This window comes from Rhodococcus sp. NPDC060176, assembly GCF_042728675.1.
Taxonomy (GTDB): domain Bacteria; phylum Actinomycetota; class Actinomycetes; order Mycobacteriales; family Mycobacteriaceae; genus Rhodococcus_F.
On the sequence record NZ_JBHWYS010000005.1, the window covers coordinates 332,498 to 355,006 of the forward strand.

Genomic DNA, 22,509 nt, shown 5'->3' on the forward strand with positions numbered 1-22,509 from the left:
CCGTTGGCGACCTGATCATCTCGCCGGTTTCCGGACGCAGGTGGCCAGGTTCGCCTCGGCAGAGACATAATTGAAAGACCATGGCCTTGACGGTGGAACACACCGGATACGGCCGACACCCGAAAACCAAGCAACGAGCGGGGAAGAAACCTGTGGCACAGGAAGTGCTGACTGACCTGAACAAGGTCCGCAACATCGGCATCATGGCGCACATCGATGCCGGCAAGACCACCACCACCGAGCGCATCCTGTTCTACACCGGTGTCAATTACAAGATCGGTGAGACGCACGACGGTGCGTCGACGACGGACTGGATGGAGCAGGAGAAGGAACGCGGCATCACGATCACGTCTGCCGCCGTGACTTGCTTCTGGAACAACAACCAGATCAACATCATCGACACCCCCGGCCACGTCGACTTCACGGTCGAGGTGGAGCGGTCGCTGCGCGTGCTCGACGGCGCAGTTGCTGTCTTCGACGGTAAGGAAGGTGTCGAGCCGCAGTCCGAGCAGGTTTGGCGTCAGGCTGCCAAGTACGACGTTCCGCGTATCTGCTTCGTCAACAAGATGGACAAGATGGGCGCGGACTTCTACTTCACAGTCCAGACCATCATCGACCGTCTCGGCGCGAAGCCGCTCGTTCTCCAGCTGCCCATCGGCGCTGAGGACGACTTCGACGGCGTCGTCGACCTGGTCGAGATGCGCGCCATCACCTGGCGCGGCGTGGTTCCGACCGGTGCACTGCCGACCATCGAAGAGATCCCCGCGGACCTCGCCGAGAAGGCTGCAGAGTACCGCGAGAAGCTGCTCGAAACCGTTGCCGAGTCCGACGAAGCTCTCATGGAGAAGTACTTCGCAGGTGAAGAGCTCACGGTCGAGGAGATCAAGGGCGCCATCCGCAAGATGACGGTCGCTTCGCAGCTCTACCCCGTGATCTGTGGCTCCGCGTTCAAGAACAAGGGCGTTCAGCCCATGCTCGACGCGGTCATCGATTACCTGCCGAACCCGTTGGACATCGGCGAGGTCGTCGGTCACAAGCTCGGTGACGAAGAAGTAGAGATCACTCGCAAGCCGAGCAAGGACGAGCCGTTCGCGGCTCTCGCCTTCAAGATCGCCGCTCACCCGTTCTTCGGCAAGCTGACCTTCGTTCGCGTGTACTCGGGTCGTCTCGATCCGGGCCAGCAGGTGCTCAACGCGACGAAGGGCAAGAAGGAGCGCATCGGAAAGCTTTTCCAGATGCACGCCAACAAGGAGAACCCGGTAGACGAGGCTGTAGCCGGCCACATCTACGCAATGATCGGCCTCAAGGACACCACCACCGGTGACACCTTGTGCGATCAGGCGAACCCGATCGTCCTCGAGTCGATGTCCTTCCCGGCACCGGTCATCCAGGTCTCCATCGAGCCCAAGACCAAGTCCGACCAGGAAAAGCTGGGTGTCGCCATCCAGAAGCTGGCCGAAGAGGATCCGACCTTCTCGGTCGAACTCGACGACGAGACCGGTCAGACCGTCATCGGCGGCATGGGCGAGCTCCACCTCGACATCCTCGTCGACCGCATGCGTCGCGAGTTCAAGGTCGAGGCCAACGTCGGCAAGCCGCAGGTTGCGTACCGCGAGACCATCACCAAGAAGGTCGAGAAGCACGACTACACCCACAAGAAGCAGACGGGTGGCTCGGGCCAGTTCGCAAAGGTCATCATCGCTCTGGAGCCTTTCGTGGGCGAAGACGGTGCTACCTACGAGTTCGAGAACAAGGTTTCCGGCGGTCGTATCCCGCGCGAGTACATCCCTTCCGTGGATGCCGGCGCGCAGGACGCGATGCAGTACGGTGTTCTCGCCGGCTACCCGCTCGTGAACCTGAAGCTGTCGCTGCTCGATGGTGCTTACCACGACGTCGACTCCTCGGAAATGGCATTCAAGGTTGCCGGTTCGCAGGCATTGAAGGAAGCCGCCCGCAAGGCCGGCCCCGTCATTCTCGAACCCATCATGGCTGTCGAGGTCACTACGCCCGAGGACTACATGGGCGACGTGATCGGCGACCTCAACTCCCGCCGTGGCCAGATTCAGGCCATGGAGGAACGCAGTGGTGCCCGTGTCGTCAAGGCGCAGGTTCCGCTCTCGGAGATGTTCGGCTACATCGGTGACCTGCGGTCCAGGACTCAGGGTCGCGCGAACTTCTCCATGGTGTTCGATTCCTACGCAGAGGTTCCCGTGAACGTTGCGAAGGAAATCATCGCCAAGGCGACAGGCGAGTAAGCGCAAGCAAGCTCCCCAGCCCGCGCCGGTAAGCGACCTCGGTTTCTTCCGGCACGAAGCACGACCAAGTAACAACCAACCGCACTGCTGCATACGGCAAGCAACAACAGTCCAGGAGGACACAAAGTGGCGAAGGCGAAGTTCGAGCGGACGAAGCCGCACGTGAACATCGGCACCATTGGTCACGTCGACCACGGCAAGACCACGACGACGGCGGCCATCACCAAGGTTCTCGCGGATGCATTCCCCGACCTGAACGAGGCTTCGGCCTTCGATCAGATCGACAAGGCTCCCGAGGAAAAGGCTCGTGGCATCACGATCAACATCTCGCATGTTGAGTACCAGACGGAAAAGCGCCACTACGCGCACGTCGATGCACCGGGTCACGCCGACTACATCAAGAACATGATCACCGGCGCAGCTCAGATGGACGGCGCTATCCTCGTCGTCGCAGCTACCGATGGCCCGATGCCCCAGACGCGCGAGCATGTCCTGCTCGCTCGCCAGGTCGGCGTTCCTTACATCCTCGTCGCCCTGAACAAGGCCGACATGGTTGACGACGACGAGATCCTCGAGCTCGTCGAGATGGAGGTCCGCGAACTGCTGGCCGCTCAGGAATTCGACGAGGAAGCCCCCGTCATTCCGATCTCGGCACTCAAGGCACTCGAGGGTGACCCGAAGTGGACGCAGTCCATTCTCGACCTGATGGCTGCTGTCGACGAGTCCATCCCGGACCCGGTCCGCGAGACGGACAAGCCCTTCCTCATGCCTGTCGAGGATGTCTTCACGATCACCGGCCGTGGCACCGTTGTCACCGGTCGTATCGAGCGCGGCTCGGTCAACGTGAACGAGGAGGTGGAGATCGTCGGCATCAAGGAGACCTCCACCAAGACCACCGTCACGGGTATCGAAATGTTCCGCAAGCTGCTCGACTCGGGCCAGGCCGGCGACAACGTCGGACTGCTCGTTCGTGGCATCAAGCGCGAAGATGTCGAGCGTGGACAGGTTGTCGTCAAGCCGGGCACCACGACTCCCCACACGGAGTTCGAGGGCCAGGCATACATCCTGTCGAAGGACGAGGGCGGCCGCCACACCCCGTTCTTCAACAACTACCGCCCGCAGTTCTACTTCCGTACCACGGACGTTACGGGCGTCGTGACGCTGCCTGAGGGCACCGAGATGGTCATGCCCGGTGACAACACCGAGATGTCCGTCAAGCTCATCCAGCCTGTCGCCATGGACGAGGGCCTGCGCTTCGCAATTCGCGAAGGTGGCCGTACGGTCGGCGCCGGCAAGGTTGCCAAGATCATCAAGTGAGACTCTCGTCTCGCTAGCTGATTCACAGCACTAGAAAAGGCGCTCATTCCCTTCGGGGAGTGAGCGCCTTTTCTGTGTCTGTTTGCTTCTTACCTACTTGGTGGCTTCGACCCGGTCGAGATGCAACAGAACCTGCACCGCCACGGGTGAGCCGTCGAGGCTTCGCCTGGTTGCGCCGGCGATGCGTTCGGCCGAAGCGGTGAATCCGGCGACGTCGATCGCCGGATCTGCGGTGACGACAATCGACAGCGTCGGCAGGCCGCGATCGATCGTCGCTTTGCTCCTGGTGCTTCGCACGCCGCTCAGCTGGGCGAGTTCGGCAGCTACACCGTCGGCAACGGGCCCGAGATCCACGCTGACGTCGGTACCGGATTCGTTGTGCCGCAATGTGACTGCGCTCGTTCGGCGCCGGCGAAGGTTCAGGTATAAAAGCCCGAAACCGGTGACGACGCAGAGAACAAAGGTGCCAGAGAGGACCCAGTGCCACCACGGCTGCTCCGGAAGGCCGAAGAGGACTTCCCGATCAAGACGTGACACCCAGGTTCGAATAAGCGAGGCACCCGCGTCCCACGCGATGGCGTATGCGCCGGCCGCAAGCAGCGCGATTCCGACAATGAGGACGATGGTCCGATCGACCGCGGAGATCCAACGGTTCACGAGGCGTCCTTTCGTCGGACTGCGGCTTCTCGTCGTGCGGCAGCTTCTCTCACGACCACCGAAAGTTGCAGTGGCTGCTGCAGTATCGCAAGGTGAGGCCGAACGGCTTCGTCGACGGCTGCGGCAAGTTGGGTGCGATCGCCACCGGTGGATTCGACGTGGACTTTGACGTGTTTGCGGTCGACGCTGGTGTGGGCCGAGCCGACGCCGGGAACGATCGCTGCGTGGCTACTGCACAGACGTGCGATGTCCGTCGGTCGCATCCATACCGTCGATGCACTCGGGTTGCCCAGTGGGACATGGGTTTTAGCGCGGCGTTTGGCCGCCGACATGATCAGGACCACGCCCGCGACGACGGCGGCGATTGCCGCCGGAAGGAGCCACGGTTGCCAGTGCAGACGCGACGTCCATTCCACGGAGTTTCGGATCCAGGGTGCCGATTCGAAAGTTCCACGGTTGATGAACCATTCGCGGGAGACCACGAACGCGAGCGCGAGCAGGCCGCAGGCGATCACGACGGCAGAGACCGCGGCGGCCGGGTTCGCGGAGGGAACTCGCGGTGGAATCGGATCCGAGAGCGCCTCCTGTGCAGGGTCTTCCGCGATCTCGACGCCGGAAACGCAAGAATCGTCGGTGCCCTCGGTTGCCGCGATCATAACGTTCATGTCGTGGAGGGGCAGGCCGGTCAGCGACTCGACGCTGCGTCCGACTTCCGCTCGCACGCGCCCGGTCAGTTCGGTGACCGAACACGGCCAGGACACGGCGAGGAAGAGGTTGATGGCGACGGCGTCGCTGCCCATCGAGATGTCGGCTCGCGGAAGGTCGCGTCCGGTCAAGCGGGTCAAACCGCCGGACTGGCGGACCACTCCCGGGACGTTTACCGCTGCGGCCGTGGCGATCTTGGCCATCGCCCGGTCCTTGATGACCAGCGAACCGCGTAGGCCGGGATCGTCTGCCGCGCTCGAATCAACTGGCTCAGCCACGGCCACGGCTTCGAAGGATCGCGCCGAGATCGAGATGTCCGTCGCGGTGTGCTCCAATCGCCATACCGGCGGCGCCGAGCAGGACTGCGAAGACGAATCCGCTGAATCCACCCATGATTCCGGCGAGCGCGAGGAGCAGACCGACCAGCAGTCCGACGGTGGTGCTGTTCATGTCAGTTCCCTTCTCGAATGTTCGGTGCAATGTCGGTGACGCTGGAAGGCTCGGTGACTACATTCTCGGAGATATCCGGCAGGTACCCCGCTGTCGACAGGTCTCCGACGGTGACGTCGACCGGTACGTCGACCAACTGCGCCACCACAACTCGGACGCGTTCGGCGACGCTGCGAACGTCGGCCGGGTAGTGAACGGAAATATGTACCGCACAGGAGTTTTCGTCGACGACGACGCCGGTGATTCGGCGCCCTGGTAGGTAGGTTCCCACCTCACCGAACTGCCCGCCGTGCAAATCTGCCACTTCCGGGATCGCAAGAACGGCGTCGGCGACAACCTCGGCCGCGTCGATCTCGCGGCCGGCGTCGGCGGTACTCACTGAACCCTCGGCTTGGCTTCCGGATCGGTACTGCCGCCGCTCTCGGCATCCTCGAAGAGCATGACGTCGAAGACGGTGATGTTGACCTCGGTGACCTCGAGACCCGTCATGCTTTCGACTGCGGCAATGACGTTTCGGCGGATCCCTACCGCCAGTTCGTGGAGTGCGACGCCGTACTCGGCGACGATTCCGATGTCGATGGCGGCTTGTTTCTCGCCCACCTCCACCGCCACGCCCTGGGCATGGTTGACGCGGGCGCCCGGTATGCGGTCGCGAAGTGCCCCCACCGCACGCGCTGTGCCCCCGCCGACGTCGTACACACCGTTGATCTCGCGGGTCGCGATACCGGCGATCTTGGCGACCACGGCGTCGGCGATGATCGTCTTGCCCTGGGTGCTGACTAGTTCCGCGCCACCGTCGGCGCCGAATCGGACGCTGTTCTTTTCACTGGAATCGCTGGTCATGGGGGCTCCCTGCTCATGTGTCAGTGCGTGCGTCTGAAGTACTTACAACTGTAGTGACTGGTCGGTGGCCATGCGGGATGCACCACACCTACTCCGGCATTTCGTATGGCAGAGTCGGAGGCAAATAGTGACGGCGTTCATAGCGGACGCTGCAAGTGACGTGGGTCGGACAGGGTGGTACGTGGTGGCACGGATAGTGATCGTGGGTGCGGGTTTGTCGGGACTGCGGACCGTCGAGGAACTACGACGAGCGGGTTTCGACGGCGAGTTGACGCTCGCCGGTGGGGAAACGCATCTGCCTTACGACAGGCCTCCGTTGTCGAAGGAAGTGATCCGCGGTGACAAGGACGAGACAACGCTGCGCCCGGCCGAGTTCTACGTAGAGAACAAGGTGGACCTCAAGCTCGGTTCGCCGGCAACCTCGGTGGACACTGCTGCCAAGTCCGTGGCGTTCGCCGACGGATCCACCCTGGACTACGACGAGTTGATCATCGCGACCGGACTGACTCCGCGTCGGATCGCCGGCCTTCCGGAGCTGTCCGGAGTGCACGTTCTGCGCTCCATCGAGGAGGCGTTGGCCCTTCGCGCCGACTTGGCTCCCGGCAAGCGCGCGCTGATCGTCGGGGCAGGCTTCATCGGTTGTGAACTGGCCGCGAGCATGAAGTCTCACGGCGTCGACGTCGTCCTGCTCGAACCCCGACCGACACCGCTGGCATCGGTGCTGGGCCCTGTCGTCGGCGCTCTCGTCGAACGTCTACACCGGAACGAGGGTATCGACGTCCGCGTCGGCACCGGCTTGACCTCGCTGTCCGGTGAGGAAGCGGTTACGGCCGCGACCTTGAGCGACGGTTCGGAGATCCCGGTCGACGTGGTGGCGATCGGAGTCGGTTCGGTGCCTGTCACGGGCTGGCTCGACGGTTCGGGGATCGAACTCGACAACGGAGTGCTCTGCGACGGCGTCGGCCGCACCAGCACCGAACACGTCTGGGCGGTCGGCGACGTCGCGTCCTGGCAGATCGGTGATCGACGCAAGCGTGTCGAACACTGGACCAACGCGGGAGATCAGGCCAAGATCCTGGCAGGTGCGATCACCGGCACGGGTGATCCGGATGCGCCGGCGCAGGTTCCGTACTTCTGGAGCGATCAGTACGACGTCAAGATCCAGGCTCTGGGGACCGTCGCACCCACGGACACCGTTCACATCGTCAAGGACGACGGCCGCAAGTTCGTCGCCTACTACGAGCGCGACGGTGTGTTGGCCGCTGTCGTCGGCGGAGGTAGCGCGGGAGCCGTGATGAAGATGCGTGCAAAGATCGCGGCCGGCACGCCCATCTCGGACGTGTTGGAGTCCACGCCAGCCTGAACGGATGAGGCAGGACCGGTTCCGAGACGATAGATTTGTGCGGTGATCGTTGCACTCATCGACTCGGGGCTGGGCCTGCTCCCTACCTCTGCGTGGCTCAGACGCCTGCGCCCGGATCTCGATCTGGTGCTGTCCCTGGATCCGGACGGCGCCCCCTGGGGGCCCAAGCCAGAGCCGTGGGTCATCGACCGGGTCCTCGGTGCGGTGCGGCGGAGCCTCGATCGTGGAGCTCAGGTCATCGTTCTCCCATGCAATACCGCCAGCGTCACAGCGCTGCCGCACGTCCGCGAACTCGTCGGACCGCAAGTGCCCGTCATCGGAACCGTGCCCGCGATCAAGCCCGCTGCCGCCGCGTGCGATTCGGTGGCGATCTGGGCGACCGCCGCTACAACTGCCAGCCGGTACCAAGCCGATCTGATCGAGCAGTTCGGCAACGGCGCCAAGGTCGTCGGGGTGCCGTGCCACGGCCTGGCCGATTCGATAGATCTCGGTGATCGCGCAGCCGCACTTGCTGCCATCGATTCCGCGGTTGCCCGGACGCCGGACGACGTCAGCGGCGTTGTCCTCGGGTGCACCCACTACCCACTGCTCGCCGACGAAATCGCAGCGCGGTTGCCGGCGGGCGTTACGCTCTTCGACAGCGCGGAAGCCGTTGCACGACAGACTTTGCGGCGGATCGACGGGCTCGGCGCCGCGGGCGTGGGATCGGGAACCGTCGAGGTATTTGTGAGCGGGAGGCCGGGCGCGCTACCGCCCAGCGCCGAAGCCTTCGACGCCGGGCGATTGTTGGGCGCGATCAAAGCCTGATTCAGCAGCTCTGTCCCTGATCCAGCGGCTCTGTCAATGGGCAGCTACGCCGCCGTGACCCCCGTGATGCATCCGCGCACTCATCACCGGCATCGCACTCACCGCGACCACAACTGTCAAGGCCCCGACCACCCAGGCTGTCCACGACGCACCGCGCAGAGCGTCGAAGTTCATGACCCAGGGTGAAATGAACATCAAGACGCCGAAAACGCCCATCGCGTAATCCGCCATGGCCAGGTCCGGACGTGCCATGTGCGCCAGACCCGACAGTGCAACCAGGACACCCAGGACGACGAGTGACCACATTGCCCGATCGGTGGTGTCGAGCCACATCGGCGAGAGAGCCGCAAAGACGCCGAGAACCACCGCGACGGCATCTTGCATTCGATTCCACGACTTCATGACGAGACCTCCAAAGACGAGAGTGTGTCCACCTGTAGTACACGCCCGCGGAAGATCGAGATCAACTCTCCGCCAATTGCATTCGCGTTGCAGTTAGGGTCGATACGGGGGCTCGAATATCAAGATTTGTGACCATTCGTCCGGATTACCACGAGCCCACGCGGCGCGCTTGCCGCGATATGTCCCGAGAGTGCCATGAGGGTGAGAGTGGTGAATGCGATAGCGGCGGTGATCATGGGTGGTCCTTTCACTGACTGTCCTCGAGTGTCGTCTGCCGACCTGTGGCCGAGCAGGGCACACGGTGTGAGCACGCTGAGAATCGAAGAGTCAGCACGGGCGACCCGTGAGAAGGTTCTGGGGTGACGCAATCGAGTGCCCAGGACGTGATCGAGCAATTGGCCGATCTCGCGGATCCCGCAGATGCCGTCCACCTTCAACGGTTCTTCAAGACGGGGCCGGGGGAGTACGGCGAGGGTGACGTCTTCATCGGAGTGCGAGTGCCGAAGACGCGTTCGGTGGTGAAGAAGCATGTGGGCCTCGCGTTGCCTCAGATACGCCTCCTTCTCGACAGCGACGTTCACGAGCACCGGTTGGCCGGGCTGCTGATCCTGGCCGCTCAGTTCGAAAAAGTCAGTCGCCTAAAATTTTTCGACGACGAGAGTCGCGCCCGCATCGCCGACTTCTATCTCACCGCTGTCGAGGACGGGCGGGTGAACAATTGGGATCTCGTGGATTCGTCGGCCGGCCAGATTCTCGGCGGCTGGCTGTACGACCGAGATCGCCGGCTGATCTTCGAGCTTTCCGATTCGGGTGACCTGTGGCGACGACGGGTGGCGCTGCTGACGACGTACGGCTTCATCACGCGCGGTGACGCGTCGACCACGCTCGAACTTGCCGCACAGGTGCTGGGTGATCGACGGGACCTGACCCAGAAAGCGATGGGCTGGATGCTCCGCGAGGTGGGCAAGCGGGTGGATCGGGATTTGTTGACCGGCTTCCTTACTGAGAATGCAGCAGACATGGGACGCACGGCGCTGAGCTACGCGTGCGAACACCTGACCGCAGACGAGCGAGCGCACTTCCGAGCAGCCCGCTAGACGACTACCGCTCGGTAGGTTGTGGGACGATTCTCGGTATGCCCGCCATCCGTGTCGAGGCGTCTCGAATTGTGACGATCGGTTCACTGATCGCTGCCGGCGTCGCAGCTCTGTGTTATCTCGTGTACTCCGTTCGAGCCGTCGAACCCGTTGATTTTCTCGTCTACCGCTATGCCGCCCAGGCATTTGCCGCAGGCTCGAACATCTACGAGAGCAATCTTGTCGGCCCGTTGATCGTCGACGAGGGCATGCCGTTCACCTACACCCCGTTCGCGGTGATCTTCCTCTGGCCGACTGTTCTCTTCGACTGGTGGACTGCCTATCTGCTGTGGTCGGGGTTGTGCATCGCGGCCGTCGTGTGGACGGTCGCAAGGTTCACTCCCGCGCGCGTCCCGAAGCGGCCCCTGGTCATGGCGGCATTGGTCCTGGCCGTGTCGGTGACGCCCATCGTCAGTGCACACATCTCCTTCGGCCAGGTGAACCTGGTGCTGATGGTGCTCGTCCTGTTCGACGTGACCCGCCGGGAGGATTCGAGATTCGGCCGATGGATCCCGCGAGGACTTCTGATCGGCGTCGCGGCTGCGATCAAGCTGACGCCCGCTCTGTTCGTCGTCTACTTCGTCGTGACGAAGCAGTGGCGGCTCGCGATCTGGAGTTCGATCGGATTTGCCGCGTCGACGGCCGTCGCAGTACTGGTCGACCCGGCCGTCAGCTGGACCTTCTGGTCGGACGTCGTCTGGAATCTCAGTGATCGGGTGGACTTGAGCGGGCAGGCGATCGCGAGTGCCGGCAACAGTTCGCTGCAGGGTGGGCTTGCGGCCCTGGGCACCTGGACGGCGGCGCTGGCGATGCCGTTGACCGTGCTGTGCGCGGCGGCAGCGCTCTGGGTCGCCCGAGATGTCTATCGCGTCGGGCGTGCGGTTGATGCGGCGTTGGTGATCGGATTGAGTGCGCCGATCTTGTCGCCGATCAGCTGGATACACCACTGGGTGTATCTCGTGCCCGCTGCAGTCACGATTCTCTTTCGGCTTCGATCGCCCCTGCAGTTCGGTGCCGCAGCACTGGGGTTGGCGCTCGTCTACTGCGGGCCGAGTATGGGGCAGCAGTTCATCGAGACGTCGCCGCTCCTGCTGCCGTTGGGGTTGGTCCTGCGGGAGGGCTTCCTGATCGTGACCGTGGTACTGATTCTTGCGCTGTGGCGGTTGCCCACAACGGCGCCGGAGTGGGTTTCGGAGTGTGGATCAGACGGCTCAGGAGATGACTCGGAACATGACAAAGCCCCCGATTCCGCAGGGAATCAGAGGCCGTCATGCGTGGAAGCAGGGCTTAGAACTCGATCTTCAGGTGATCGGTGATCGGCTTTGCCTGGCAACCGAGAATGTAACCGTTCGCCACGTCCTCGGCGTCGAGGATTTCGGAATTGTCCATCTGAACTTCGCCTTCGGTGACGGTGCAGGCACACGAGCCACACTCACCTTCCTGGCAGGAATACGGTACGTCGAGGCCCTTGGCGAGCATGATGTCGACGAGCGTCTGCTTGCGCGGCCAGACGAGGGTGTGGGTTTCACCGTCCAGTTCGACCTCGACGGTTGCGGCGTCGGCAGCTTCCTCGTCGGAGACCTCGGCTACCTCGACGTCACGGAACGGGTCGCCGGCGAGTGAATTGAAGACCTCGGCGTGAACCTGCGTGCGGGGCATGCCCGCTTCTGCCAGTGCCTTGTGGACGGCGTCCATGAAGGGGCCGGGACCGCACATGAAGGCCTCGTACGCGACAAAAGGCTTGGCGAGCGTCGCCAACTGTGAGACAGCGGGGAGTCCCTGCACGGTTTCGATCCAGTGGACCACGGTGAGGCGGCCGGGGTGTTGCGCTGCCAGCTCGCGAAGTTCGGCGCCGAAGATGACGGACTTCTCGTCGCGGTTCGCGTAGATCAGCACGACATTGCCGCTGCCCTGCGTGAGGGCGGACTTGAGGATCGAGATCACCGGAGTGATCCCGCTGCCCGCACCGAAGAGCAGGAAGTCGTGATCGAGCGACTTGGGCGTGAAGACACCTGACGGCGGCAGCACTTCGATGGTGTCGCCGACCTGGAGCTTGTCGCACAGCCAGTTGGAGCCGTAGCCGTCGACGGTTCGCTTGACGGTCACCTTGGGGGCGTCGTCGGTGAAGGGCGAACTGGCCAGGGAGTAGCAGCGAGCAACCGAGCCGGTCTGATCGCTCGGGATGCGCAGGGTCAGGAATTGACCGGGCTTGTAGTCGAACTTGTCCTTCAGTTCTGCGGGAATTTCGAACACCAGCGACCGGGCGTCGGAAGTCTCTTCGATGACTCCGGACACGGTGAGTACCGCCGATCGCGAGCTGTGCGGTACCTCGACTGTCGTCATCGCGAAGCTAGTCCTCTCGTGAAGCTGGGTAAAGCGCAGGTCAGTGAAGTGCAACATCTAGAACGTGTTCTAGTTCAATGTTAGCAGTGATGAAAAGCTACTGGGGATCGTAGTCGCCGAGCAACACGTTCCCGATCAGCGGGAACCACCTCGGTCTGATCGGGCCGTCCTGGCAGTCCGGGGCGGGGCCGACCTGCCCGAACGGGCGGTTCGCGGGCGGCGTCCGGGCGGTTGAGCTGCCGAAGCCTGTGCAGGGGCTGTTTGTCGGTACACAGTGGAAACCAGGTGAGACGCCGGTCACAAAGAATCGGCTCGAATCCCTCCCGCAGTCACATTCGTGCACATCCCCGAGGAGATACCGATGGCTATCGAGCTCAACCAGATCTGGGACTTTCCCATCAAGGAGTTCCACCCCTTCCCACGCGCCCTGATGGGTGTGGGCGCTCACGACATCATCGGGGTGGAGGCCAAGAACCTCGGCTTCAAGCGCACCCTTCTGATGACGACCGGTCTGCGCGGTTCGGGCATCATCGAGGAGCTGGTCGGCAAGATCGAGTACCAGGGTGTCGAGGTCGTGCTCTACGACAAGGTCGAGTCGAATCCCAAGGACTACAACGTCATGGAGGCCGCGGCTCTCTACCAGAAGGAGAAGTGCGACTCGATCATCTCGATCGGCGGTGGTTCGAGCCACGACGCCGCCAAGGGTGCTCGCGTCGTGATCGCACACGACGGTCGCAACATCAACGAGTTCGAGGGCTTCGCCAAGTCCACCAACAAGGAGAACCCGCCGCACATCGCCGTATCCACCACGGCCGGTACGGGTTCCGAGACGTCGTGGGCGTACGTCATCACCGACACGTCGGACATGAACAACCCGCACAAGTGGGTCGGCTTCGACGAGGCGACCATCGTCACCCTGGCGATCGACGACCCGCTGCTCTACTACACCTGCCCTCAGCACTTCACCGCGTACTGCGGCTTCGACGTACTCGCGCACGGCAGTGAGCCTTTCGTGTCTCGTCTCGATTTCGCGCCCTCGCTCGGTAACGCGATCTACTCGGTCGAGTTGGTCGCGAAGAACCTGCGCGAGGCTGTCTTCGAGCCGCGAAACCTCAAGGCCCGCGAGGGAATGATGAATGCGCAGTACATCGCCGGACAGGCCTTCAACTCCGGCGGGCTCGGCATCGTTCACTCGATCTCGCACGCGGTCAGTGCCTTCTTCGACAGCCACCACGGTTTGAACAACGCCATCGCGTTGCCGCGTGTGTGGGAGTACAACCTGCCTTCGCGCTACGAGCGCTACGCCCAGTTGGCCGGTGCACTCGGTGTCGACACTCGTAACCTCACCACGGTTCAGGCTGCAGATGCTGCCGTCGAGGCGGCCATCCGTTTGGCCAAGGACGTCGGTATCCCCGACAACTTCGGTCAGGTTCGCACCGATTCGTACGCGAAGAACCAGATGAACACCAAGAAGTACGAGGGTCGTGGTGATGTCATCAAGGGTGACGAGAAGACTGTGCGCGCGATCTCCGAGCACATTCAGGACGACTGGTGCACCCCGGGTAACCCCCGTGAGGTCACCGTGGAGTCGATGATCCCGGTTGTCGATCACGCGATCAACAAGTCGTACTTCTAGCAGGGCCTCCGGCCCCGTGCGCGCTTAAGGAGTCCAGAGACTGCTTAAGCGCGCACAGGGGGCTTGCCCCCATGAAAGGTGTTCAATGTCCAATCGCAGTTTCTCCAGCGGAATCGAAGTGAAAGATGCTCTGCGAGAGCAGGACTACATCGCGGACGACGAGTTTGCGGTAGTCGTTCATCTGGCGACGGCGCTGGGGCGTTCGCTCCTGCTCGAAGGGCCGGCCGGTGTCGGCAAGACGGAACTGGCGAAGTCGCTGGCTGCGATCGGTGGACGCAAGCTGGTGCGTTTGCAGTGCTACGAAGGGCTGGACGACAATCGCGCCCTCTACGAATGGGACTACGCGAAGCAACTCCTGCACGTGCAGATGCTCCGCGACCGGATCAGCGATCAGGTCTCCGAGTTCGACAGCGTAGCCGAAGCGTCGAAGTTTCTGGCCGATCAGGATTTCGGTTTGTACTCCGAGAACTTCCTGTCCGTGCGGCCGCTGCTCGAAGCGATCCTCTCACCCGAACCGGTGGTGCTCCTGGTCGACGAGGTGGACCGCACCGAGGAATCGATGGAAGCGTTGCTACTGGAGATCCTTGCCGAACAGCAGATCACCATCCCCGAGGTCGGCACGTTCGTGGCCCGATCGCAGCCCTGGGTCATCTTGACGTCCAACGACACTCGCGAACTCTCGCCGGCTCTCAAGCGGCGCTGTCTGCATTACCATCTCGGCTATCCGACGTCGGAGCGTGAACGCGAGATCGTCACGGCCCGAGCACCGGAGGTAGATGCGGCCACGGCCACGGAGGTTGTCGAATTGGCTCGCATCCTGCGTGATCTCCCGCTGCGCAAGAGCCCGTCCATCTCGGAGGTCATCGACGCGGCCAGAGCCGCAACAGTGCTCGCGGCCAGCGGATTCGACACCGCCTCCGACGCCAAGGTGCGCGACATCCTGCTCACGGCGTTGCTCAAGTACTCGTCCGACGTGACGCTGGCCAAGGAGCGATTCGACGGAAAGTTTCTCGAATCATCTTCGCGCGACGGTGGCGAGCCGATCGAGCGAGCCACTGTGGCAAGCAAACCCGCCAACACGACGACGGCCGTGTTCCGGGGAACCGGCGGACGCGACCCCCATCAACAGGGAATCCGCGGCGGCAGCGGAATCCGTTCGACGCGATGACGACGCTCGGTGGCCTCGCCGTGTGGCAGCCGTCGTTTGTTCTCGACGTGGTGTCCGCGAGCTTCGGCCGATTGCTGAGGGCGGCCGGAGTTTCCGCGTCACCGGCCGAGGTCATCGAGGTTCGGCGTGTCCTCGCGATGGTCGGCGCCTCGGATCGCGAGACGTTGCGAGCGTGTCTCCGGGCAGTGTGCGCCAAGTACTCTCACGAGCAGGCCGGTTTCGAGCGGGCGTTCGACGCGCTGTTCCGGCCGGCCGCAGGCAAAGCGCACGCCGAGCGGATGGCATCGCGAGCCGAGGTGGCGGACGGTCTGCCGACCGCGCTGGGGATCGACGAGGGTCAAGAAGTTGGTCGGTACGCCGAGTACAACGAGCGTGCGGCCGAGGTAGGCGACTACTTCGACACTCCGGAGGCGGAGAAGGGCTTCAACCCGCACAAGGACGACGACGATGTGTCGATGACGTCGAGTGACGCCGAACTGTCGGTCGATACCGGTTCGGAGACCGGTCGACGCGGAGTCAGTTACACGGTCGACGTGGACCGTGCAGCCTCGGCGGTGGTCGGTGATCTCAGTACCAGTGTTGCTGCAGCAGTAGTCGGTTCGTTGTCGTGGGACGATCCGACGTCGATCCTGGCCTGGCTGGACGCATACGACCCGAGCAAGGCGTACGCGGACGTCTCCGACGACGGACCGTTGACGCAGGCGCAATTGAATCGGCTCGTCGAGGCAGTCGAAGCGTTTGTGCAAGCGCTCTCGGCCGCTGCGCTGGCCGAATCCGCTCCCGATGCGCCGGACAGTGAATCTGCTGACGGTGCAACGCACAACGACATCGAACTCGCGTGTCACGAGGTGCTTCGGCGGATGCGAGGTCCGTCCAGGCCTCGACCCCGTGAGCGCTCTCGTGGGCATCTCGACATGCGCCGCACGGTCCGTTCGAGCCTGCGTACCGACGGAATACCCTTCCATCTGGTCGTGAGGGCTCCTCGCCCCGATCGTGTTCGGTTGCTTCTGATCGCAGACGTGTCATTGTCCGTGCGCCCCATCACCGCGTTCACTCTGCGGTTGGCTCAGGCAATGCATCGGCGGGCAGATCGTTGCGAAGTACTCGCATTCGTTGATCGTCCGGTCGACGTGACCGATGCACTTCTCGCCAGTAGCGGAGACGGTGCACTGGCCGCGGTGCTCGCGCACCCGGGCCTGGATCTGGAAGCCAGCAGCGACTACGGGCGGGTGCTCACAGAATTGTTGGACGAGCACGGAAATACCTTGAACTCGCGGACTTCCGTCATCATCGTGGGTGACGGTCGATGCAACGGCTTGCCCCCGCAGGTGGACAAGCTGGAAGAGATACGACGCAAGGTCCACCGTCTGGCTTGGATCACGCCGGAACCACAGCGTTACTGGAACCAGGCGTCGTGCGCGATGCCGGAGTATTCGGAGATCTGCGACGAGGTGGTTGTTGCCCGAGATGCCGCGCAACTGATGGCCAAAGCAGCCGAACTGGGGCACGCACTTCGCTGATGTCACTGCAATTCACCGATGTCACTGCGCGATCCGTCGTGAACTAGTTTGATCTCATGACCGAAATCAGGGGATCGATCTGGCGACCGATCGCGGCGCTGACAGTGCTCGGAGCCGTGTGCGGTCTCGTCGCACTCGGGATTGGTCATCGGACCGACAGCGGTCGGCTTGCTCTCCGGGATCGTGTTCGTGGCGTTCGTCAGGTGTAATCGCGCGCAGAACTGCGCGATTACACCGGACGAATCATCAGAGCGCTAGCAACGCTCGCGAGCCCAGGCGAGGGTCCGCCAACGGACGTAGCGCCAATCGCAGCAGGACCAAGGCGTTGTCGTCGCCGGCGATCCTGTTGACTTTCAACGTATTGCACTCGACGCACTGGTGAACGAGCATCCATTCACCGTCTTGCCGGACCGACAGGGACAGCGCCGCCATTGCGCCTCTGCACTGTTGTGCTCGGTCGCCGGGAATACGTCCATCGACGTGTCGGCTTGCCAGACAGTTCGGGCAGTGGTTCCGATGGGCGGTGCCCGGGGCCGCGGTGGGGATATCCAAACGGCATGTGAGACAACGGAAACTTGATCCTGGCTCGCCGCCGATTCCGTGCAGTACGTGCTTGGTGCGTTGCGGTGCCCGCCGCGAGCGGGTGCTGGGATTCCTACGTGGCATCTGCGTTCCCACCCCTCACAAGTCGCCGAAGGCTTCGAGCGGGAAGGGCGGTTGCGCGAGTGGCCGCACTGCCATCCTCATCAACAACAACTGGTTGTCGTCACGGCTGACGGGGTTGGAGGTGAGCTCGAGGCACTGTGCGCAGCGGTGGATGATCATCCAATCGCCACTGCGCAGTACTGCGATCGAAATGGGAGCCATCCGCATTCCGCAGTCCGACGGTCCACCTTCCACCTGGTCGAACAGGTGTCGGGAATGCAGGCAACTGGGGCAGTGGTTTCGGCGATCACCATCGGGGCCGTACGTCATGACTGTGAGTCCGCACTGAATGCACGAGAAGGTGTCGGTTTTCGAGATTGAATTGTGTGATTGAGGCACTGGAGAACTCCTAGCTGAGTGAACAAAGCAGTAGGAGCAGGCCGAGGGGGCCTCGCGGCTGTCAGTCCGACGTTTGGAGGATCAGCATGTGACCCTCGACGTTGCCGGCAGTGCAGGGGCGGGAGGCGCGCTCGGCGCGGGCTGGGTCATAAACACCTTCTGGATCAGTACTACCGGCCGCTCTGGCCGAAACCGAAAGTACAACGGGACCTGGTCGCCGCGCCATCCATTTTCCGGAGACGTTTTACCTGCCCGAATGGGTAGGCAAGTGCCTCTCCTTCGGTGGGTGTGCCCCGACTGCCGTCCGCGTAGGCTCGGGGCCAGCGATTGTAAGGTGGATCTCACCAGTTGGGTGCACGTGAGAGCTGATGCACTGGGAGCGACGGATACGAAATCCCGAGCGGAGATCTCAGAGCAGCGAGAGGAGAGTGGGGTCGTGTCCGTGGCTTATCCGGATGCTGTGAACCACGGTGTTCATCGCCGCGGTACTGCTGCTCGACTGGTCAAATTTCACGCCCCCGAGATCGTCTTCGGCATCGGTTCCCTGGTCGAGGCAGCACACGCGACTCTGAGGTTCGGCGGGTTCCGACCGTTCCTGGTCACCGATCCCGGTCTGATCGACGCCGGATGGGTCAGCGAACTCGAAGGCCATCTCACCGAGCAGGGGTTGACCGCGACGGTGTGGTCAGGGCTGACGCCCAACCCCAAGGACTTCGAGATCGCGGCCGGATTCGAGGTGTACCAGGAAGGCGAGTGCGACGTCATCATCGCGCTCGGCGGCGGTTCCGTCATCGACGCGGCAAAAGGTGTTGCCGTCCTCGCTGCCAACGGCGGCAACATACTCGACTACGAGGGTGTAGATCAGGCGACAAAACCGATCCCGCCGTTGGTGATGGTTCCCACCACGTCCGGCACCGGCGCGGACGTGTCGCAGTTCTGCATCGTCACGGACACGACCCGCGGCACCAAGGTCACCATCATCGGCCGGGCTCTGGTCCCCGACGTCACGGTCATCGATCCGCGGTTGCTCACGACGATGCCCGAGTGGCTCAACGCTGCAACGGGATTGGATGCACTGACGCACGGTATCGAAGCCTTCGTCTCGCTGGCGCACAATCCGTTGACCGATCATCACGCGCTCCGCGCTGTCGGGCTGGTGACCGAGAATCTGGTGCACACGATCCAGGACCCGATGGAGATGGAAGCGCGGTCGGTGATGGCGCAGGCGAGCCTCGAGGCCGGGTTGGCGTTCACCAACGCGATACTCGGCGCCGCGCACGCGATGAGCCATCAGGTGGGCGGCATGCTCGACCTGCCGCACGGCGTCATCAACGGAATTCTGTTGCCCCACGTCATCCGTTTCAATTCCACGACGGACGCTGCCCCCTTTGTTGCCATCGCTGCGGCACTGAGTCTTCCCGAGCAACACGGCACCCCGGAGGAAGCAGCGCTGGCGGTGGCCGATCGGGTCGAACGGCTCGCACGTGAGGTCGGCGTGCCGAAGGGGCTGGGGGAGTTGGGTGTTCGAGAGGAAGATCTGAGTAGGCTCGCCAGCTTCGCTTTGCTCGACGCCTGCATGTCCACCAATCCCCGGGAAGCGACGCAGGAGCAGATGGTGGCGTTGTTCAGAGGTGCCTTGTGAAGAGGGACGCTGTGAAGTGGTGCAGACGATGACCGCGGACCTGTCCAGGCTCACCGGATTACGGTCGGGTAAGAGTTCGTTCTACCCGCAGTATCGCGGTGCGGCCGAGCGCCTCGAGCGCGTCGTACATGCGCTGGAGTTGATCTCGCGGGCTTTGGTGCGCACCGTCGAGGGGCCGGAAACCCTCGTCTGCGCGGTCGCGGAAGCTGCCCGTGCGCATCTGAGTGCCAACTGGATAGTGTTCGCCTTGGCTGACGGAACTTTGCCCGATGCCGGGCCCCGGCGATTGGTCCTCGGTCCGGATGCGACGCCGTTCCTGGTCGACAATGTGGAGGGGCCACCGCTTCCGGAGGATGTCGTTGAATGCCTCGACGACATCCGTTACGGCAGAATCGAATCCAACTCGGTGATCGACGCTCACTACGCGTTTGTGCCGATCGTGCTCGGCGGTGGTGTGGTCGGCGCCTTTGCGGCCTGGACGCCGGCCAATCGGACGCTCGATACGACGGACGGGGCCGTGCTCAGCATCCTGGCCAGCCAGACTGCTGTGGCCCTGCAGAATTCGGCGCTCTATCAGCGCGGACAGTTACTGCTCGAACGTGCTGAAGACGCGTACGCGGAGGCCAATCGCACTGCGGCCGATCTTGCGGTGCGCAACAGTGAATTGGAGTCCACTCAGCGTCAGTTGGGAGTGGCGCACCGACATCAGGTGGTCGACGACGAACGTCACCGGATCGCCCGCGAACTTCACGACAGTGTGACGCAAGCGGTGTTGTCGGCCGGCATGCAGATCGAGGTGTGCCGCAGCGACATCCCGGAGGCCGAGCGCAGTGAAAGACTGGACTTGGCAAAGGATTTGACCAGGCGGGCAGTCGAGCAGCTTCGTTCGGCGATTTACGCTCTCAATCATTCCTCGGACGCGGACAGGACGTCGCTGCCCGAGATGCTCGAGCAACTCGGCGTGGTTCACATGCCCGACGAGTTGGCGGTCAGCGTTCGCGTCGGCGGTACCCCGACCGAACTTCCGGGCGATGCCGAACACGCTCTTCTCCGGATCGCTGGGGAAGCTCTCTTCAATGCAGCGGTCCATGCTCACGCGAATCGGGCGGTGCTTCGTCTGACCTATCGGGCGGACTCCGTGTTGCTGTCCGTCTCCGACGACGGTGATGGTGACCCTGCGCGAATGCGTCTGATCCTCAAACTCGCAGCCACCAACGACGTCGACGGCCGCCATCGCGGTCTCGCGAACATGCAGGCGCGAACACTCGAGTTGGGTGGTGCGCTCGAAGTACGGCGCGCGCGGATCGGTGGGATTCAGATTCTCGTGCGACTACCACTGCCGTTCGACTCGGGCATGGAAAACCTTTGCTCCACCACTGAAATCGAGAGCGAGGAATCATGACCACTGCGCGTCCCGTCATCACCCGCGGAGCATCGCCGGTTCAGGGATTGGTCCGAATCGTCCTGGTCGACGACCATGCAATTCTGCGGCAAGGGCTCCGCTCGGTGCTCGAGCGCGAAAGCGACCTCGAGATCGTGGGGGAGGCGTCGTCCCTCGCCGAGGCGCTTGCCGTCGTCGACAAGGTCGGCCCGGACATCGTCCTGATGGATCTCAAACTCTCCGCAAGCTCCGACTACGAGGGGCTGACCCTCTGTGGCCAATTGTCGTCAGCGCATCCTGGGCTCGGACTGTTGGTTCTCACCACCTTTCTCGATGATCAACTGGTAGTGCGAGCGGTGCACGCAGGTGCTCGCGGCTATGTGGTCAAAGACGTCGACACCACCGAGCTGGTGCGGGCGATCAGAGCGGTCTCGCGAGGCGAGAGTGCGTTCGATTCTCGCAGCGCATCGGCTGTCGTCCGTTCGCTCAACGGACAGTCGGCAACCAAGGAACGATTGACCGATCGCGAGCTGGAGGTACTGCGGCTTCTCGCAAACGGCTTGTCCAACATCAAGATCGGTGAGCGATTGTATATCTCACCGACCACTGTCAAGTTTCACGTCAGCAACATCATGCGCAAACTCGAGGTGAGCCGACGAGCGGAAGCTGTCTACGCCGCGAGTAAGCAAGGTCTGATCTAGCTTCGGTCGGAGACCGTCCAGGCGCGTAGTGCCTGATGCTGGACGAGGAGCACGCTCGAACGAGTTGTGCGGAGAGTCGACGCGGTCATGTCGGCAGTCAGACCGACCGCGATTCGAAGTACCAGAACCTCACGTTGGTCGTCGGTCAGGCGACGAGGGCGGTTGAATTGCCCGTTGATGTTGTGTGACTGGGGAATTGCCGCAATCCGTTGCGATGCCAACTCGTACGCAAATGTCTCGATCCGTGTGTCGGCCGAGATCGTCTCGGACATTCGTGTGACGACGTCCAGGGTGCATTGGTGGGCGAGATCGTCGGCGAACGCTGCGACAGACGTTCCGAGAAGTCTGGCGCGATAGTAGAGAACGACGCGAGGGTGCAACCGGGCCAGGAGTTTCGAGAGTGCATGGTGATCGCCGGCGAATGCCTCGGCGGCGGTGCGATTCAACGAAATCGATCGTTCACAGGTTTCGGGTGAAGCGGTGTGTGCGAGGGGCGGAGTCGGTGAAGTGTTCGCGCCCCTGATCGACAGCTTCATGAACAACTCCTCGGGTACACCGCACCTGACCATGCTGGACCGAGAATTGAGGTACCCCGCCGAATTTGCGGGTAAACCCGAAGTTACCTGCCAGGTGTCCGGTCTTTTCGCCGTGAGCGCCAGTCGGCGAGCATGCGCGGCATTTCCGCGGCCATGAAGTCGAAGAAGTCGCGCAGATCGGCCATCCGATCGCCGGCGGTGGTTCCTTCGCCGAGGACCCGAATTCCCTCGTCCGCCACTGCCGAGACCTGATAGAGGGAGGACTGTTTCGTGACAAACGCGTCGGCCCACATCTCGACGCTGACGCAGTAGTGCTGACGCCTCGACCCGGGGACGGCCACACGCTCTATCAACCCGACTTGCTGGAGGTATCGGACAGCTCCGGAGATGGCGGCGGGGCTCACTCCCAACCGAGATCCGAGATCTCCCGGTGTGGACGAGGGCGTCTCGCTGGTCATCAGCGCGGCCCAGACGCGTGCGGGCATCGGCGGAAAACCCATGTCGCTCAGCACGAGTGAGAGTCGCTCGACATAGTGTCGGCTCTCGTCCGGGACGACGGTATGGCTGGTGTCGGTCATCGGAACCTTTCGATCTTTCCTTCTT

The 22,509-nt window shown here is 62.9% G+C and carries 24 protein-coding genes; 13 read left to right on the top strand and 11 right to left on the bottom strand.

The genetic code is table 11. The annotated features are described in order from the left end of the window. The first annotated feature begins 152 nt into the window (after window positions 1-152). Window positions 153-2,255, top strand: coding sequence for an elongation factor G (gene fusA / locus ACFWEM_RS24130; RefSeq protein WP_378447211.1), 2,103 nt, complete (start codon window positions 153-155; stop codon window positions 2,253-2,255). Window positions 2,256-2,381: 126 nt separating this feature from the next. Next, window positions 2,382-3,572, top strand: coding sequence for an elongation factor Tu (tuf, locus tag ACFWEM_RS24135; RefSeq protein ID WP_019744283.1), 1,191 nt, complete (start codon window positions 2,382-2,384; stop codon window positions 3,570-3,572). Window positions 3,573-3,665: 93 nt separating this feature from the next. Here the strand turns inward: tuf and ACFWEM_RS24140 are convergent, their stop codons facing one another. Genes ACFWEM_RS24140 through ACFWEM_RS24160 form a run of 5 tightly spaced genes read right to left on the bottom strand, consistent with a single transcriptional unit; the run spans window position 3,666 to window position 6,227 of the window. Then, entirely contained in the window at window positions 3,666-4,229 is a 564-nt protein-coding gene (locus tag ACFWEM_RS24140; RefSeq protein ID WP_378537689.1) for a hypothetical protein, read from the bottom strand. Next, window positions 4,226-5,212 (bottom strand): DUF6286 domain-containing protein, encoded by a 987-nt coding sequence (locus tag ACFWEM_RS24145; RefSeq protein ID WP_378537691.1) that lies wholly within the window; start codon window positions 5,210-5,212, stop codon window positions 4,226-4,228. The genes ACFWEM_RS24140 and ACFWEM_RS24145 overlap by 4 nt, the downstream gene beginning before the upstream one ends. After that, the gene (locus tag ACFWEM_RS24150) at window positions 5,205-5,384 is read right to left on the bottom strand and encodes a hypothetical protein (protein WP_003942043.1); all 180 of its coding nucleotides are present in this window, start codon (window positions 5,382-5,384) and stop codon (window positions 5,205-5,207) included. Before ACFWEM_RS24150 ends, ACFWEM_RS24145 begins: the two co-directional genes overlap by 8 nt. 1 nt (window position 5,385) lies before the next feature. Next, window positions 5,386-5,763, bottom strand: a complete 378-nt coding sequence (locus ACFWEM_RS24155) for a hypothetical protein (protein WP_378537693.1) — start codon at window positions 5,761-5,763, stop codon at window positions 5,386-5,388. Next, window positions 5,760-6,227, bottom strand: coding sequence for an Asp23/Gls24 family envelope stress response protein (locus ACFWEM_RS24160; RefSeq protein ID WP_003941912.1), 468 nt, complete (start codon window positions 6,225-6,227; stop codon window positions 5,760-5,762). Before ACFWEM_RS24160 ends, ACFWEM_RS24155 begins: the two co-directional genes overlap by 4 nt. A 127-nt stretch (window positions 6,228-6,354) precedes the next feature. Here ACFWEM_RS24160 and ACFWEM_RS24165 point away from each other — a divergent pair, with 127 nt between their 5' ends. After that, window positions 6,355-7,590: an NAD(P)/FAD-dependent oxidoreductase gene (locus ACFWEM_RS24165; protein WP_378537695.1), complete on the top strand. Its 1,236-nt coding sequence runs from the start codon at window positions 6,355-6,357 to the stop codon at window positions 7,588-7,590. A 42-nt stretch (window positions 7,591-7,632) separates the two neighbouring features. Beyond that, window positions 7,633-8,397, top strand: coding sequence for a glutamate racemase (locus ACFWEM_RS24170; RefSeq protein ID WP_378447216.1), 765 nt, complete (start codon window positions 7,633-7,635; stop codon window positions 8,395-8,397). A gap of 33 nt (window positions 8,398-8,430) precedes the next feature. Here ACFWEM_RS24170 and ACFWEM_RS24175 read toward each other — a convergent pair whose 3' ends face one another. Continuing rightward, a complete protein-coding gene (locus tag ACFWEM_RS24175) occupies window positions 8,431-8,799 on the bottom strand; it encodes an SPW repeat protein (protein WP_378537707.1) in 369 nt (122 codons plus the stop codon). Between the two features lie 359 nt (window positions 8,800-9,158). On the opposite strand from ACFWEM_RS24175, the gene ACFWEM_RS24180 reads away from it, so the two are divergent. Together ACFWEM_RS24180 and ACFWEM_RS24185 are read left to right on the top strand one after the other, a co-directional pair. Further along, window positions 9,159-9,896: a DNA alkylation repair protein gene (locus ACFWEM_RS24180; RefSeq protein ID WP_378537714.1), complete on the top strand. Its 738-nt coding sequence runs from the start codon at window positions 9,159-9,161 to the stop codon at window positions 9,894-9,896. A 38-nt stretch (window positions 9,897-9,934) separates the two neighbouring features. After that, on the top strand, window positions 9,935-11,251 hold the full coding sequence (locus ACFWEM_RS24185; RefSeq protein ID WP_378537716.1) for a glycosyltransferase 87 family protein: 1,317 nt from the start codon (window positions 9,935-9,937) through the stop codon (window positions 11,249-11,251). On the opposite strand, the gene ACFWEM_RS24190 is transcribed toward ACFWEM_RS24185, so the two are convergent. Then, window positions 11,223-12,278, bottom strand: coding sequence for a ferredoxin--NADP reductase (locus ACFWEM_RS24190; protein WP_003941851.1), 1,056 nt, complete (start codon window positions 12,276-12,278; stop codon window positions 11,223-11,225). The genes ACFWEM_RS24185 and ACFWEM_RS24190 overlap by 29 nt on opposite strands. 361 nt (window positions 12,279-12,639) lie before the next feature. On the opposite strand from ACFWEM_RS24190, the gene mdo reads away from it, so the two are divergent. The 4 genes from mdo (at window position 12,640) to ACFWEM_RS24210 (ending at window position 16,811) form a co-directional block, all read left to right on the top strand. Further along, the gene (gene mdo / locus ACFWEM_RS24195; RefSeq protein ID WP_003942095.1) at window positions 12,640-13,914 is read left to right on the top strand and encodes an NDMA-dependent methanol dehydrogenase; all 1,275 of its coding nucleotides are present in this window, start codon (window positions 12,640-12,642) and stop codon (window positions 13,912-13,914) included. An 85-nt stretch (window positions 13,915-13,999) separates the two neighbouring features. After that, the gene (locus tag ACFWEM_RS24200; protein ID WP_378537718.1) at window positions 14,000-15,082 is read left to right on the top strand and encodes an AAA family ATPase; all 1,083 of its coding nucleotides are present in this window, start codon (window positions 14,000-14,002) and stop codon (window positions 15,080-15,082) included. Continuing rightward, window positions 15,079-16,602, top strand: coding sequence for a VWA domain-containing protein (locus tag ACFWEM_RS24205; protein WP_378537720.1), 1,524 nt, complete (start codon window positions 15,079-15,081; stop codon window positions 16,600-16,602). Before ACFWEM_RS24200 ends, ACFWEM_RS24205 begins: the two co-directional genes overlap by 4 nt. 56 nt (window positions 16,603-16,658) lie before the next feature. Then, a complete protein-coding gene (locus tag ACFWEM_RS24210; protein WP_378537722.1) occupies window positions 16,659-16,811 on the top strand; it encodes a hypothetical protein in 153 nt (50 codons plus the stop codon). Between the two features lie 37 nt (window positions 16,812-16,848). On the opposite strand, the gene ACFWEM_RS24215 is transcribed toward ACFWEM_RS24210, so the two are convergent. Together ACFWEM_RS24215 and ACFWEM_RS24220 are read right to left on the bottom strand one after the other, a co-directional pair. Further along, window positions 16,849-17,268, bottom strand: a complete 420-nt coding sequence (locus tag ACFWEM_RS24215) for an RNHCP domain-containing protein (RefSeq protein ID WP_378447223.1) — start codon at window positions 17,266-17,268, stop codon at window positions 16,849-16,851. A 15-nt stretch (window positions 17,269-17,283) separates the two neighbouring features. After that, window positions 17,284-17,646 (bottom strand): RNHCP domain-containing protein, encoded by a 363-nt coding sequence (locus ACFWEM_RS24220; protein WP_003941922.1) that lies wholly within the window; start codon window positions 17,644-17,646, stop codon window positions 17,284-17,286. 436 nt (window positions 17,647-18,082) lie between these two features. On the opposite strand from ACFWEM_RS24220, the gene ACFWEM_RS24225 reads away from it, so the two are divergent. From ACFWEM_RS24225 to ACFWEM_RS24235, 3 genes are read left to right on the top strand one after another with little or no spacing between them, the layout of a single operon-like run. Continuing rightward, window positions 18,083-19,288, top strand: a complete 1,206-nt coding sequence (locus tag ACFWEM_RS24225) for an iron-containing alcohol dehydrogenase (protein ID WP_378537724.1) — start codon at window positions 18,083-18,085, stop codon at window positions 19,286-19,288. A gap of 28 nt (window positions 19,289-19,316) precedes the next feature. Beyond that, window positions 19,317-20,690 (top strand): GAF domain-containing sensor histidine kinase, encoded by a 1,374-nt coding sequence (locus tag ACFWEM_RS24230; protein WP_003941844.1) that lies wholly within the window; start codon window positions 19,317-19,319, stop codon window positions 20,688-20,690. Beyond that, window positions 20,687-21,370 carry a response regulator gene (locus ACFWEM_RS24235; protein WP_378537726.1) on the top strand — a complete coding sequence of 228 codons (684 nt, stop codon included), beginning with the start codon at window positions 20,687-20,689 and terminating at the stop codon, window positions 21,368-21,370. Before ACFWEM_RS24230 ends, ACFWEM_RS24235 begins: the two co-directional genes overlap by 4 nt. On the opposite strand, the gene ACFWEM_RS24240 is transcribed toward ACFWEM_RS24235, so the two are convergent. Both ACFWEM_RS24240 and ACFWEM_RS24245 read right to left on the bottom strand, forming a co-directional pair. Further along, complete coding sequence (locus ACFWEM_RS24240) at window positions 21,367-21,906, bottom strand: RNA polymerase subunit sigma (RefSeq protein ID WP_378537728.1); 540 nt, start codon at window positions 21,904-21,906, stop codon at window positions 21,367-21,369. The two genes, ACFWEM_RS24235 and ACFWEM_RS24240, sit on opposite strands and share 4 nt — an antisense overlap. Before the next feature lie 83 nt (window positions 21,907-21,989). Next, a complete protein-coding gene (locus tag ACFWEM_RS24245) occupies window positions 21,990-22,484 on the bottom strand; it encodes a GbsR/MarR family transcriptional regulator (protein WP_378537730.1) in 495 nt (164 codons plus the stop codon). Window positions 22,485-22,509: the final 25 nt, after the last annotated feature.

Excerpts from the sequence above, each read along its gene's own strand:
- ACFWEM_RS24150 (WP_003942043.1), bottom strand. The coding sequence starts at position 5,384 with ATGAACAGCACCACCGTCGGACTGCTGGTCGGTCTGCTCCTCGCGCTC.
- ACFWEM_RS24160 (WP_003941912.1), bottom strand. The coding sequence starts at position 6,227 with ATGACCAGCGATTCCAGTGAAAAGAACAGCGTCCGATTCGGCGCCGAC.
- ACFWEM_RS24175 (WP_378537707.1), bottom strand. The coding sequence starts at position 8,799 with ATGAAGTCGTGGAATCGAATGCAAGATGCCGTCGCGGTGGTTCTCGGC.
- ACFWEM_RS24185 (WP_378537716.1), top strand. The coding sequence starts at position 9,935 with ATGCCCGCCATCCGTGTCGAGGCGTCTCGAATTGTGACGATCGGTTCA.
- ACFWEM_RS24190 (WP_003941851.1), bottom strand. The coding sequence starts at position 12,278 with ATGACGACAGTCGAGGTACCGCACAGCTCGCGATCGGCGGTACTCACC.
- mdo (WP_003942095.1), top strand. The coding sequence starts at position 12,640 with ATGGCTATCGAGCTCAACCAGATCTGGGACTTTCCCATCAAGGAGTTC.
- ACFWEM_RS24200 (WP_378537718.1), top strand. The coding sequence starts at position 14,000 with ATGTCCAATCGCAGTTTCTCCAGCGGAATCGAAGTGAAAGATGCTCTG.
- ACFWEM_RS24205 (WP_378537720.1), top strand. The coding sequence starts at position 15,079 with ATGACGACGCTCGGTGGCCTCGCCGTGTGGCAGCCGTCGTTTGTTCTC.
- ACFWEM_RS24210 (WP_378537722.1), top strand. The coding sequence starts at position 16,659 with ATGACCGAAATCAGGGGATCGATCTGGCGACCGATCGCGGCGCTGACA.
- ACFWEM_RS24215 (WP_378447223.1), bottom strand. The coding sequence starts at position 17,268 with ATGCCACGTAGGAATCCCAGCACCCGCTCGCGGCGGGCACCGCAACGC.
- ACFWEM_RS24230 (WP_003941844.1), top strand. The coding sequence starts at position 19,317 with ATGACCGCGGACCTGTCCAGGCTCACCGGATTACGGTCGGGTAAGAGT.
- ACFWEM_RS24235 (WP_378537726.1), top strand. The coding sequence starts at position 20,687 with ATGACCACTGCGCGTCCCGTCATCACCCGCGGAGCATCGCCGGTTCAG.
- ACFWEM_RS24240 (WP_378537728.1), bottom strand. The coding sequence starts at position 21,906 with ATGAAGCTGTCGATCAGGGGCGCGAACACTTCACCGACTCCGCCCCTC.
- ACFWEM_RS24245 (WP_378537730.1), bottom strand. The coding sequence starts at position 22,484 with ATGACCGACACCAGCCATACCGTCGTCCCGGACGAGAGCCGACACTAT.